13 protein-coding genes and 1 pseudogene are annotated in these 10,969 nt (G+C 46.4%); all 14 read left to right on the forward strand.

The annotated features are described in order from the left end of the window. Window positions 1-7: 7 nt before the first annotated feature. Window positions 8-1,588 (forward strand): DUF935 domain-containing protein, encoded by a 1,581-nt coding sequence (locus ACFIJW_RS06800; RefSeq protein WP_375633722.1) that lies wholly within the window; start codon window positions 8-10, stop codon window positions 1,586-1,588. Continuing rightward, a complete protein-coding gene (locus tag ACFIJW_RS06805; RefSeq protein ID WP_375633723.1) occupies window positions 1,581-2,786 on the forward strand; it encodes a phage minor head protein in 1,206 nt (401 codons plus the stop codon). Before ACFIJW_RS06800 ends, ACFIJW_RS06805 begins: the two co-directional genes overlap by 8 nt. Before the next feature lie 413 nt (window positions 2,787-3,199). Continuing rightward, the gene (locus ACFIJW_RS06810) at window positions 3,200-4,198 is read left to right on the forward strand and encodes a phage protease (RefSeq protein ID WP_375629488.1); all 999 of its coding nucleotides are present in this window, start codon (window positions 3,200-3,202) and stop codon (window positions 4,196-4,198) included. Beyond that, the gene (locus ACFIJW_RS06815) at window positions 4,195-4,536 is read left to right on the forward strand and encodes a hypothetical protein (protein WP_375633724.1); all 342 of its coding nucleotides are present in this window, start codon (window positions 4,195-4,197) and stop codon (window positions 4,534-4,536) included. Before ACFIJW_RS06810 ends, ACFIJW_RS06815 begins: the two co-directional genes overlap by 4 nt. 12 nt (window positions 4,537-4,548) lie before the next feature. Continuing rightward, complete coding sequence (locus ACFIJW_RS06820; protein WP_375633725.1) at window positions 4,549-5,514, forward strand: capsid protein; 966 nt, start codon at window positions 4,549-4,551, stop codon at window positions 5,512-5,514. A gap of 15 nt (window positions 5,515-5,529) precedes the next feature. Then, complete coding sequence (locus tag ACFIJW_RS06825; RefSeq protein WP_375612327.1) at window positions 5,530-5,952, forward strand: gp436 family protein; 423 nt, start codon at window positions 5,530-5,532, stop codon at window positions 5,950-5,952. A gap of 1 nt (window position 5,953) precedes the next feature. Next, a complete protein-coding gene (locus ACFIJW_RS06830; RefSeq protein ID WP_375633726.1) occupies window positions 5,954-6,448 on the forward strand; it encodes a phage virion morphogenesis protein in 495 nt (164 codons plus the stop codon). Further along, window positions 6,445-6,966, forward strand: a complete 522-nt coding sequence (locus ACFIJW_RS06835) for a hypothetical protein (RefSeq protein ID WP_375633727.1) — start codon at window positions 6,445-6,447, stop codon at window positions 6,964-6,966. The genes ACFIJW_RS06830 and ACFIJW_RS06835 overlap by 4 nt, the downstream gene beginning before the upstream one ends. Next, window positions 6,963-7,556: a baseplate assembly protein gene (locus ACFIJW_RS06840; protein WP_375633728.1), complete on the forward strand. Its 594-nt coding sequence runs from the start codon at window positions 6,963-6,965 to the stop codon at window positions 7,554-7,556. Before ACFIJW_RS06835 ends, ACFIJW_RS06840 begins: the two co-directional genes overlap by 4 nt. A gap of 12 nt (window positions 7,557-7,568) precedes the next feature. Further along, on the forward strand, window positions 7,569-7,769 hold the full coding sequence (locus ACFIJW_RS06845) for a hypothetical protein (protein WP_015856807.1): 201 nt from the start codon (window positions 7,569-7,571) through the stop codon (window positions 7,767-7,769). 3 nt (window positions 7,770-7,772) lie between these two features. Continuing rightward, the gene (locus ACFIJW_RS06850) at window positions 7,773-8,153 is read left to right on the forward strand and encodes a GPW/gp25 family protein (RefSeq protein ID WP_375633729.1); all 381 of its coding nucleotides are present in this window, start codon (window positions 7,773-7,775) and stop codon (window positions 8,151-8,153) included. After that, window positions 8,146-8,997, forward strand: a complete 852-nt coding sequence (locus ACFIJW_RS06855) for a baseplate J/gp47 family protein (protein WP_375633730.1) — start codon at window positions 8,146-8,148, stop codon at window positions 8,995-8,997. The genes ACFIJW_RS06850 and ACFIJW_RS06855 overlap by 8 nt, the downstream gene beginning before the upstream one ends. Then, entirely contained in the window at window positions 8,997-10,103 is a 1,107-nt protein-coding gene (locus ACFIJW_RS06860) for a phage tail protein (RefSeq protein ID WP_375633731.1), read from the forward strand. Before ACFIJW_RS06855 ends, ACFIJW_RS06860 begins: the two co-directional genes overlap by 1 nt. A 1-nt stretch (window position 10,104) precedes the next feature. Further along, a pseudogene (locus ACFIJW_RS06865) lies at window positions 10,105-10,969 on the forward strand (DUF4815 domain-containing protein); the annotation flags it as partial.

Here is a 10,969-nt window from a genome sequence, read left to right on the forward strand (position 1 = left end):
TGATGAGATGGTAAAACTTTTAGATCAGTGGGGCAGGGCGCTTAATATCAAAGGGTTGGAGAGAGAAGTCGCAAGCCCTACCATTGGCGGTGTTCGTGATGTGTGGTCACAAACCATTGTCAGTGGTCTGACCCCTGCGCAACTTGCTGATATTTTACAACAGGCAGCAGAGGGTCATCCAGAGCAGTTTTTCCAACTTGCCGATGATATGGAAGAGCGTGATTTGCATTATCGTGCTGTGCTTGGCATGCGTAAAAATGCTCTCACAGGGGTGGAGCCTGGAGTGATTGCCGCAAGCAATAGTGCACAGGACAAAAAGATAGCAGATGCGGTGCGGGAAGTGATTAGTGCGCCTACCTTTGTTGATGATTATGTGACGGATTTATTGGATGCTTTGGGGAAAGGTTATGCGGTTGTAGAAACCTTGTGGGACAAGAGTGCCAAGGAATGGTGGCCGGTTGCTTGGAAATGGCGTGACCAGCGGTTTTTTCAATTGGATCGGCGGGATGGTTTTCATTTGCGTTTAAAAGAAGAGGGGTCTTTTAATGGAAGTGAATTGCCTGCTTATAAATTTTCTATTCACAGACCCAAGTTAAAAAGCGGTTTGCCTATTCGTTCTGGGCTTGCGCGGCTTGCAGCTTGGGCATTTCTCTTCAAGTCTTATACACTGAAAGATTGGATGGCATTTTTAGAAGTTTATGGCATGCCTTTGCGTGTGGGTAAATATGGGGCAAGCTCTTCTCATGAGGAGCGACGGGTTCTCATTCAAGCAGTGCGTGATTTATCCAGTGATGCGGCAGCGATTATTCCCAAAGAGATGGAGATTGAATTTATTGAAGCGGCAGGGGGCAGTGGCAATGCGGTGTTTGCTTCTAAGGCGGAATATTTAGATCGACAAATTTCTAAAGGTGTGTTGGGGCAAACCATGACGACGGATGATGGTTCGTCCTTTTCGCAAGCGCGCATTCATGAAAATGTGCGCCATGATATTGCCAGAGCTGATGCACGCCAATTAGCTTTAACGGCTAATCGTGATTTGATTGTGCCTTTTGTTGAGATTAATTTTGGACGCCAAGAGCGCGCCCCCCTTGTCTATTGGCCGATTTCGGAAAATGAAGATATTAAAGCGATTAGTGATGCACTGGAAAAACTTGTGCCCTTGGGTTTGCGTGTTGGGGCGCAAGAAGTGCGCAATAAGATTGGTTTTTCGCAACCAAAAAAGGAAGAGGATGTTTTAAAGGCTCCTGATAATGCGCTTGATGATGAGAGGGGAGAAAAGGCTCATGTTTGTGCTGATTGTGGAGGTGTTTTTGATGTTTCTGTGACAAGAGAGGACAAGGGTGCAAAAGAGCAGGGTGGAAAACATCACGACGAATTGGACCGACTTTCACAAGAAGCTTTAAGCGACTGGGAAGAGGACTTAGAACCCCTTTTAGAGCCTTTTAAAAAGCTTGTGAGAGAAGCAAAAAGTTATGAGGATATCCTTAAAGGCTTAGATGAATTGCTAGGTGAGATGGATCATCACGCATTAGCAGCGCGCTTGGCAAAAGTACAAATGATTGCACGTGGGCTTGGGTATCATGGATGAGGAACTTTTTAAAACCGCCCCTAAAGAGGTCACCCGTTATTTTGAAGCCAAGGCACTTGTTCCAAGCTTTGATTGGCGTGATATAGCACCAGAAGAACATGCTTTTTCCTTTACGGTGGCAAAATCGCTAGGCTATGATATTTTGGAGGATTTTAAGCGAGCGGTTGGAGAAGCCATAAAGCATCAAGTTCCTTTTCAAGATTTTCAAAAAAATTTGATGCCGATTTTACAGGAAAAGGGTTGGTGGGGTAAAAAGACCAGCATTGACCCCAAAACTGGTGAAAAGAGCGTGGTGCAATTGGGCAGCCCACGGCGTTTAGAAACGGTCTATTGGGCCAATACCATGAGTGCGCATGCAGCAGGCGAGTGGGAGCGCACACAAAATAATAAAGAATTTTTGCCCTATCTCACCTATGCTTTGTCGAGTTCAGAACATAAGCGTTTAGAACATGAAAGTTGGGTGGGGTTTACCGCACCCGTTGATGATCCGGTTTGGGATTGGCTTTATCCACCCAATGGCTGGCGGTGTAAATGTAGTGTGCGACAGGTAAGCCGTTATGAAGCAGAAGATTTAGGCTATGAAGAGGGGGCAGAGCCACTTCATGTTGAAAAGCAGGTTTGGCACAATAAGCGAACGGGGAAAATTGAGAAGATACCAAAGGGGATTGATCCTGGTTGGCATTTGAACCCTGGGAAACATCGCGCGCAAAACTTAAGCAATTTTTTGAGTGATAAAGTCTCTGTGATGGGGGACAATGACAAACGCATTGCCATTGAAGATATTGTGGGTTCACCACTTTTGGAAGCCATGTTTGAAGGACGTATGCCTCGCGGGTTTATACCCATTGCACCGATACCACAAAAGGTGCGTGATGTTTTTGCAGCGGAAAATTCTCTTATTCGCTTATCCGCAGACAGTGTGAAACATATTTTGTTAGAGCATCAAGCGCGTGATCTTCGCTTGGATGATTTTCGGGGCGCCATTCAAACACTCATTCGCCCCCATGGTGTTATTAGACGAAAAGATGCACAGAGTGTTGTGTTTTTGGGTGAAAATGGTGGGGCATGGTGGCGCTTAGCAGTTAAATTCGTGGCAAGCAAACAAGAGTGGTGGCTTATCTCGATGCATAAAAAGAGCTTTCGCGAAATTCAACGTTTGTTAAACGCCGCTGAAAAGAAGGATGAACGGTTGTTGTAAAGAGAACACCGAAAAAGATCTGCTGGCTTTTGTGAAAAGAGAAGGCGTGGAGGGCGGTCAACTCCTCGCAGATCCGGCAAAGCCGCCCTGGCATAACTGGCTCACGCCTCGCAGGTAATCTAACAGTTTCAACGTTCAAAAGCAATCTTTAAAAAACGGCTTGAGAGAGGCTTTTTTTTATAAGGCGATAAATTGTACCTCTCACTTCACAACGGCGCTCTATCGCCTTTGAAGTGCCTTTGAAAACGATTTTATGGGATGGTTTGGCACGGGGGTTTCTCTCACAAGGAGAATAATAGGGAAAAGAGTGCTTTTTTGAGAAATGCTCTTTTGACTGACAGTGTCAGACTTATAGTGGGAGTAAGTTTCATGCATTGTATTGCCAATGACAATTGTAAAGCAATAGGCAATGTATGGAACAGGAATTTCACGAAGATCAAAAAGATGGGGATGCAGAAACATTTCATGCTGCGTTAATAGATCTTTGCCAAGACGCTACCGTTAGCCAAGCGCCTGAATGGGTAGAGCTTTTGCCCAAAGCGCCCCATGTGAAGGCACGTGATGGACGACAATGGCATTATAACCCGCAAACTATTTTAAAAGCCTTTGCAGCCAATAAAGGACCGCTTGTGATTGATTATGAGCATGGGCAACATCACCGTGCGAGAAATGGTCTAGAAGCACCTGCAAGTGGCTGGATTGAAGAATTAGCAGAGCGGGATGGTGCGATTTGGGGGCGTGTTAAATGGACCGATATGGCCGCTAAAAAGATTGTTTCCCAAGAATATCGCTATCTTTCGCCTGAGTTTCGCCATTCCAAGAAAGGTGAAATTTTAAATTTAGCCGGTGCTGGTTTGGTGAACCGTCCAGCCCTTGTCATGACGGCTTTAAGCCGTGAACAGCCTTCCCCTATAACTTTGACGGAGAAAATGATGGATTTGACAGCCATTGCCAGTGCACTATCACTGGCAGAAGATGCTAAAGCGGATGAGATTTTAGCAACGCTTAAAGCGCGCGAAAAAGAACGCGCGGAACTTTGTGCTCAATTGACAAAGGTGCAAGAAGATTTAGCGCTTTTGCAAGAAGAGCAAAAAAATAAGGCTATTGAGAGCCTTTTAGACAAGGCCATTGAAGAGGGCAAGATTTTGCCGGCTGCCCGCGAGGAATATCGTGCACTCTGTAGCTTTGAAGGGGGTGTGGAACATTTTAAAAGTTTGGTCGAGAAGTTGCCGGCGCTTGCCGCTAGGAGTCCTTTGGAGACCTCTTGTCTCAAGCAAGAACCAAAGCTTGCGCCAGAAGAGGTTGCTGTTGCGGCACGCCATTATAAGGAAGAGCAGAAGCAAAAAGGTTTCGACATCACCATTAGCCAAGCAGTTGATTATATTTGCGAACAAAAGGAGCGCCAATCATGAGTACGATGATTTTAATTAAATCTTTTCGCGCCATAGATGTGATTTCACCTTATTGCATTGTTGCAGCGCGCGGTGATGGAATGGTGGCAACGGCTTCTGGTAAGGGTGATAAATTATTAGGGACTGCTGGGTCATTGAGTGCCAAGGCTGGTGAGATGATTGATGTTGGCCAATGTGGTTGGGGCGAAGTGGTTTGTGGAGGCAATGTTTCCTTTGGTGATTTTTTGACCTCTGACCCCAAAGGACACGCCATTAAAGCGGAAGCCGCAGATCGCACCATTGGTATTGCCATGAGTGATGGTTCTGCTGGTGATGTTATTTCTTTTAAAATTAATTAATCGAGGCATAAAATGAACAGACCTTTTCCCATTGATCCAACACTCACCGCTATTGCTATTGGTTATCGCAATCCAGCAGGTTCTCTTATTGGCGATAGAGTTTTGCCACGCGTTTGTGTTTTAAGTGAGGTGTTTAAATATAGTGAATTTCCCTTAGCGGAAAATTTTACCGTGCCTGAGCTTGAGATAGGGCGGAAAGGGCGCCCGAATGTGGTGGAATTTTCTGCCTTTGAACGGGAAGCCAGTGTCAAAGATTACGGACTTGATGATCTTATCCCCAATTCAGATATTGAAGCAGCGGCACGCGCACGAGCAGAAAAGCGCTCTCGTTATAACCCCGAAAAGACAGCTGTAGAGGGACTTGCCAATTTGCTAGAATTGGGGCGTGAAGTGCGTGTTGCAGCGCTTGTGCAAAGAAGTGAAAATTATGCACCAGAGCGGGTGATAACACTTAAAGGTGAGAATAAATTTAGCGATTATGAGAAATCTGATCCTTATGCTGTTTTAGATGAGGCGATGGATAAAAGTCTCGTCTATACGCCCAACACCATTGTTATGGGCAAAGTTGTTTGGTCAAAACTCAAACGTCATCCCAAAATCATCAAAGCTGTTAAAGGGGGTGGCACTGCTGATGGTTTTGTCACCAAGGCGCAATTTGCTGATCTGATGGAAATACACCCCGATCGTTTACTCATTGGTGAATCGCAAGTGAATTTGGCACGTAAAGGGCGTTCGGCACAATTGGCACGCGTGTGGGGCAATAAGATTGCACTGCTTTATATTGACCCTACCAAACAACAGGCAGATGGTTCGGTGATCAGTTGGGGTTTTAGCGCCCAGTTGGGCGAACGTTTGTCTGGAGTGATCCAAGATCCAGATATCGGCTTGTCGGGTGGTAAACGGGTGCGTGTGGGGGAACGGGTGTGTGAATTGGTCGCTGCAAAAGATGCCGGCGTTTTGTTGCAAGAAGTTGTCTAAGGGAAACTTTTAAACATGGCTTATGCAAGCAAAACATTGATTGAAGAGCTCTGGGGTGATGACTTCTTGGATGATTTGTGCGGGATGGATGAGAATTCTGATCCAGTTTTTTCAGAGCAAGCCATTGCCCGCGCGCTCGAACAGGCAAGTGGTGAGATTGATGTGCATTTGTCTCATCGCTACTCAATCCCCATTGCTGGACAGCCAGCGGCTCTGGGTATGATCTGTGTCAATATTGCTGTTTATAATTTAGCCATACGCCATACGGCACTGACCACGACTATTGAAGATCGTTACAAACAGGCGGTTGATTTGCTGAAACGTATTGCCGAAGGCAAAGCGGGTTTAGGCATAGATGAACCTAAAATTATGAGCGAAGATGGTCCCGTGCGTGATGGGGCTTTCTTCCATGCCAAGCCGCGTTTGATGGGAAGATAATATGTCTGTTGCAACCCATATTGAGATTAAAGAGACAGGGCTTGAAGCGGCTTTATCCTTTTTGCAAAAGGGAGCTGATCGCTCGATGGGGACTTTGGCACAAGGGGTTGGGCGTCTCATTCAAGAAAGCACAAGGCGGCGGATTCAAAGTGAAAAAATGTCTGCTCAAGGAGAGAAGTGGAAAAACAATCATGCCCGCACCTCCATTCTTTATGCCAGTGGGGCGCTTTCACGCTCCATTGATATGAAAGCTTCACCAGAACAGGTGATTGTGGGCTCTGGGTTGGTTTATGCGCGGATTCATCAATTAGGTGGGGTTATTCACCCGAAAAATGGCAAGACACTGCGCTTTTTTCTTAAAAGCGGCAATGCACACCGCTTTGTTTGTGTGCATCAAGTGACCATGCCCGCACGCCCTTATTTGGGGCTTTCAGAGCACAATAAAGTGGAAATTGTCAAAGCGACAGAAGACTGGCTGGAAAGGGTCTTTGCATGAGTCAAACGATTAAAAATGCTAGGCGCATTAATCAGTTTCGTGAAGCGGTGATAAGAAGCCTTAAAGGCGCTTTACCGGATGTGCGTGATTGCGGCTGTCAATTTGGACGTTTTAACTTAGAAGAGCTTGAAACACAGATGCTGGTGGCTCCAGCAATACGGGTTGCGGTGTTAGAAAGCCGTTTGAATCCTGTAGCAAGTGGACAGATGAGTGCTGATCTTCATTTAGGGGCTTTTATTATTACCACAGGTAAAGAGCGTGATGTTTCCAGTTGGCTTTTAGCAGAAGCCATTGCGGTGCTTTGTCATAGCGGGCAATTGTGGGGACTAACGCATTTGAGTGCCCCGCGTGAGGTGCAAATTGAACCGATTATCTCTGCGGCGATTAAGCAGCGTGGTGTATCGATAAGCGTGGTGGAATGGCACCAAGATTTGCATCAGTTGGGACAGGATATTTTTTGTGATGAGGGACAACTCAAAAGTGGTTTGATTTCATGGGACAATGAGGTGGGGGCATGAATGACGCACATCTCTTAAGTGATACCTTTCGACAAATCATGAAGCGTCTTGATGCCCTTGAACGCTGTCTTGCCAACCAGCACATGATCGGGCGGGTTGTGCAAGTTGATGGTCATAGGGTGCGGGTGAAACTTTGCGAACAGGGTTCTAATGGACAAGCGGTTTTATCGCCTTGGCTACAAGCGCAAGAAGCGGCGGGGGCTGTTTCCAGCAATATGCCTTTCAATGTTGGTGATTCGGTGCGGTTGTTGAACCCCCATGGCGAAATTGGTTCTGCCTCTCTGGTGGTGCGCGATAGCTATAGTGAGGATGCGCCTAATCCCGCACGCTCTTTCCAAGAACTTGCTCTGTGTTATGCCGGTGGCGCTTTGCGGATGACAAAAGATGAACTTATTCTCTCCCATGGGGAAAATCAAATTCATTTGAGTGAAAAAGGTTTGGTGCTTTCTCATCAAGCAACCCGTGTTGAATTAACGGGCAGTGTGCACATTCAAGCAGAAGATTTACAGCATAATCAAAAATCTGTTGGCGCAAGCCACAAACACGGTGGGGTCAAAATGGGTCCCTCCACAACCTCTTCCCCTCTTTAAAGGAGTTTTATCATGCGTGAGAACACTTATGTTATTTTAACCAATGCCGATTTTGTTGCAGGCAAGCGTTCACCAGGCAAGGGTGAGGAAATTTGTTTAAGTGAGGAAGCGGCTAAATATCCGTTGCTGCTTGGTCAGATCGCTGAAAAACCAGCCCCTGTTGTTTCTGCGCCCCCAACTGTTTCTACCACAAAGACAAGCAAAGGGGCTTAAAGCATGCGGTGCGGGATGAGCGAAAAGGATGGCTCTCTTTTATATGGCTTTGCACATTGCCAACAGTCACTTCGTAAATGTCTGACGACAAGAATTGGGACACGGGTTTTGCGTCGTCATTATGGATGTGATGTTGGAGCATTCCAAGATGCCAATGCTGATCCTGCGACGATGATGCAGCTTTATCAAGCAATTGTTGAAGCACTCGATGATCCAGAGTGTGGAGAGCCTGGGTTCTCGTTGCAGAGGATTGATCTGACAAAAGCAACGCGTGAAGGCACATTCCATTTTGTTTTAACGGGTGTTTTTTATCCCAATGGGCATTTGGGGGATTGGTCACACAAAGAGCCAATGAGCATCAATTTAGAGGTTGGTGATGACTGAGTTTGAACCTTTATCCCTCCCACAAATTATTGAAGAGCTTTCTGTTGAAACAATTTTAGAGCAAAAGATCACGCGTTTGACTGAGCTTTTTGCGGCGCATCATATTCCTTATAATGTGGAAAAGACGGCTTATGATCCGGTGGTCATTCAATTACAAGCGGCGGCTTATGAAGAGTTGCTATTGCGCCAGCGAATTAATGAAGTGGCGCGGGATAATTTACTCACATTTGCCCATGGAACAAGTTTAGATCATTTGGGGGATTTTCATGGGGTCACGCGCCTTTTGGATGAAGATGATGAGCGGTTTCGCCGCCGCATTCGTTTGAATAGACAAGGGCATTCCACAGGGGGCACAGCGCCACGTTATCAATATTTTGCCCTCTCAAGCGATATCCATGTCAAAGATGCTTTTGTTTATCGTGAGGGTAAAAGTCCGCTTATTCATGTTGCGCTTTTTAGTGACGCTCCTTCAGGGGTGGCTGATGAGGCTTTAATTGCAAAGGTGCAAGCAGCCCTTGATGCCCCCCATGTTAAAATGACCAATGACCACATCTTTGTAAAAAGCGGGGTACAGCGGATGATCAATGTTTCTGCTGATTTTTGGTTGTTACCGGATGAAGGCTCCTTTGTTTTGGAAAGAGCGGAGCAGAATTTAAGAGCAGAATGGGCGCGTGCGCAAAGGCTTGGGCGTGATTTGTCTTTAAGTTGGATACTAAGCCGCTTGATGGTTGAGGGCGTTCACCATGTGAACATAACGCAACCTTGTGAGGATATTTTGGTCGCACCGGATGAAGCCGTCGCACTAGGGGATATTGTCTTGTCTGAACGGGGGCGTGCTTATTGATGCTTTCCTCACTTTTGCCCCCAAATTCGAGCTTGTTTGAACGTTGTTTTGCAGAAGCAATGGCTCTTGACCCTCACGTTAAAATGGCACTCGAAGAAATACCCCGCGCGAAATTTATTACGCGTCCGCCTTCTTGGTTGCCCTTTTTAATAGACGAATATGGCTTACAAGAATTAAACCCTTATTTCTCTAACCTTTATGATTTAATTGATCAGGGTCTTGCATGGCAAAATATTCGCGGCTCCCTTGCGGCAATAGAGATAGGGCTTGAATGGCTAGGGATTTCGGCACGCTTTCAACCCGCCTGGACGGGGCGAGCATGGTGGAATTCCTTTCAACTTGATTTTGATCAGTTGCCTGAACGCAAAAGCCTTGAAGCCATTGGAGCGATTACCGACCTTTCCAAAAGTTTGCGCTCTGATTTTCGTCGTGGGACCTATGGTTATGATGTGCAAGCTGTTGAATGCAATATGTCACGCCTTGATGACAGCATGTTGGAGTATGAAAGCGGTGTTCGTTTAACAGCTGGGGACACTTTGTTTTCCTTTGGACGCACAACAGAAATCAATCACACGCTCACAAGAGAAGAAGGCAGGCTTATTGGTAATTGGATAGATGATGGGGATGAAGAGTTAAGCTGGGACCTTATTGATTATCCATGGGATATGGCAAATTTTCCGTGGTGTTCGGTCAAAAAACATGAACGCGATATACTCATGGCAGAGTGGTTTAGCAACCGCACGCTTTATCTCGTGTTAAGAGACAGCCAAAATAGCGTGATTGGGTATCGCAGATGCTATGCTGTAGCGCCTGTCGAACAGGCTTTGGATGGTGTGTATAGCCATTGTGGTAACAGATTCCAGCCCTCCTCGATGGGCACGGCGCTTTTTCTGGCAGCCCGCACAGATTTTCACGATGTTGACGGGAAACAAGCAGCGTTTGTTTCCATTCTCGTTCATGGCTCTCTTGCACAACAAACCCCTCCTGGCAAGCTTTGGCTTGAAGCTCATGAACTGCGTGGTGGTGTAGAGATACTCAAAACGCCTATCAATATTCCTTTGCGTGCCGATGTTCGCGAACAATTCAAGATTTTATTGAGGTTTTAATATGAAGCATGAAAGTGGTTTACCCTTTGCAATTGACAGATCTCGCGGCAAAGAGGAACAACAAAGCGTGGTGTTTTATGGCACGCGTCCCTTTATTCAAAGTGGTGAACTCAATGAAGTTCAAACCATCATCAGGGGACGGCATGACCGCTTGGGGCGCCTTGTGGCACAAGAAGGAGACCGCGTTGAACGGGCTGATGCTTTTGTCAATAAAGAGACAAAGACCGTCACTTTAACGGATGGCAAGATTTATATCGCAGGCGATATTTTCCCCGTTGCACCCGCTGTACTCAACAATGTTGCCATGATTGGGCGNAGACCGCGTTGAACGGGCTGATGCTTTTGTCAATAAAGAGACAAAGACCGTCACTTTAACGGATGGCAAGATTTATATCGCAGGCGATATTTTCCCCGTTGCACCCGCTGTACTCAACAATGTTGCCATGATTGGGCGTGTGGAAATTGGTGTAAAGCTACAAAAGAAATGGGTGACATATGAGGATGATCCAGAGCTGTTGGGGCAAGTTGCCGGCAGTTTGGCAGAAGGAGAGCCCGGAGCGGCACGCGAAACAGCAAAACTTGTCTGGGCTCTCAAAGATGATGAGCAGCAAGGGGCTTTCTTTCCGGTCTATATCTTACAAGATGGCGTTTTGATTGATCAAAAATCGCCCTCACTCCTTGAACCGGCCATGCAAGCTATTGCGACGTACGACCGCGCCCATGGGCATTATATCGTGGGGGGATGCCGTGTAAGTGCATTGGGAGCCAATAACGGTTGCCAAGTCTTTAGTATTCAAGAAGGAGAAGCCAATATCAATGGCTTTAAACGCAAGCGCCTTGCCGCCTTGCGCCATGAAGAGATGCAA

The sequence above is a fragment of the Bartonella sp. MM97QHHN genome (assembly GCF_042194285.1).
GTDB lineage: Bacteria > Pseudomonadota > Alphaproteobacteria > Rhizobiales > Rhizobiaceae > Bartonella.

Coding starts and splice junctions, on each gene's coding strand:
- ACFIJW_RS06800 (WP_375633722.1), top strand. CDS start 8: ATGGTAAAACTTTTAGATCAGTGGGGCAGGGCGCTTAATATCAAAGGG.
- ACFIJW_RS06805 (WP_375633723.1), top strand. CDS start 1,581: ATGGATGAGGAACTTTTTAAAACCGCCCCTAAAGAGGTCACCCGTTAT.
- ACFIJW_RS06810 (WP_375629488.1), top strand. CDS start 3,200: ATGGAACAGGAATTTCACGAAGATCAAAAAGATGGGGATGCAGAAACA.
- ACFIJW_RS06815 (WP_375633724.1), top strand. CDS start 4,195: ATGAGTACGATGATTTTAATTAAATCTTTTCGCGCCATAGATGTGATT.
- ACFIJW_RS06820 (WP_375633725.1), top strand. CDS start 4,549: ATGAACAGACCTTTTCCCATTGATCCAACACTCACCGCTATTGCTATT.
- ACFIJW_RS06825 (WP_375612327.1), top strand. CDS start 5,530: ATGGCTTATGCAAGCAAAACATTGATTGAAGAGCTCTGGGGTGATGAC.
- ACFIJW_RS06830 (WP_375633726.1), top strand. CDS start 5,954: ATGTCTGTTGCAACCCATATTGAGATTAAAGAGACAGGGCTTGAAGCG.
- ACFIJW_RS06835 (WP_375633727.1), top strand. CDS start 6,445: ATGAGTCAAACGATTAAAAATGCTAGGCGCATTAATCAGTTTCGTGAA.
- ACFIJW_RS06840 (WP_375633728.1), top strand. CDS start 6,963: ATGAATGACGCACATCTCTTAAGTGATACCTTTCGACAAATCATGAAG.
- ACFIJW_RS06845 (WP_015856807.1), top strand. CDS start 7,569: ATGCGTGAGAACACTTATGTTATTTTAACCAATGCCGATTTTGTTGCA.
- ACFIJW_RS06850 (WP_375633729.1), top strand. CDS start 7,773: ATGCGGTGCGGGATGAGCGAAAAGGATGGCTCTCTTTTATATGGCTTT.
- ACFIJW_RS06855 (WP_375633730.1), top strand. CDS start 8,146: ATGACTGAGTTTGAACCTTTATCCCTCCCACAAATTATTGAAGAGCTT.
- ACFIJW_RS06860 (WP_375633731.1), top strand. CDS start 8,997: ATGCTTTCCTCACTTTTGCCCCCAAATTCGAGCTTGTTTGAACGTTGT.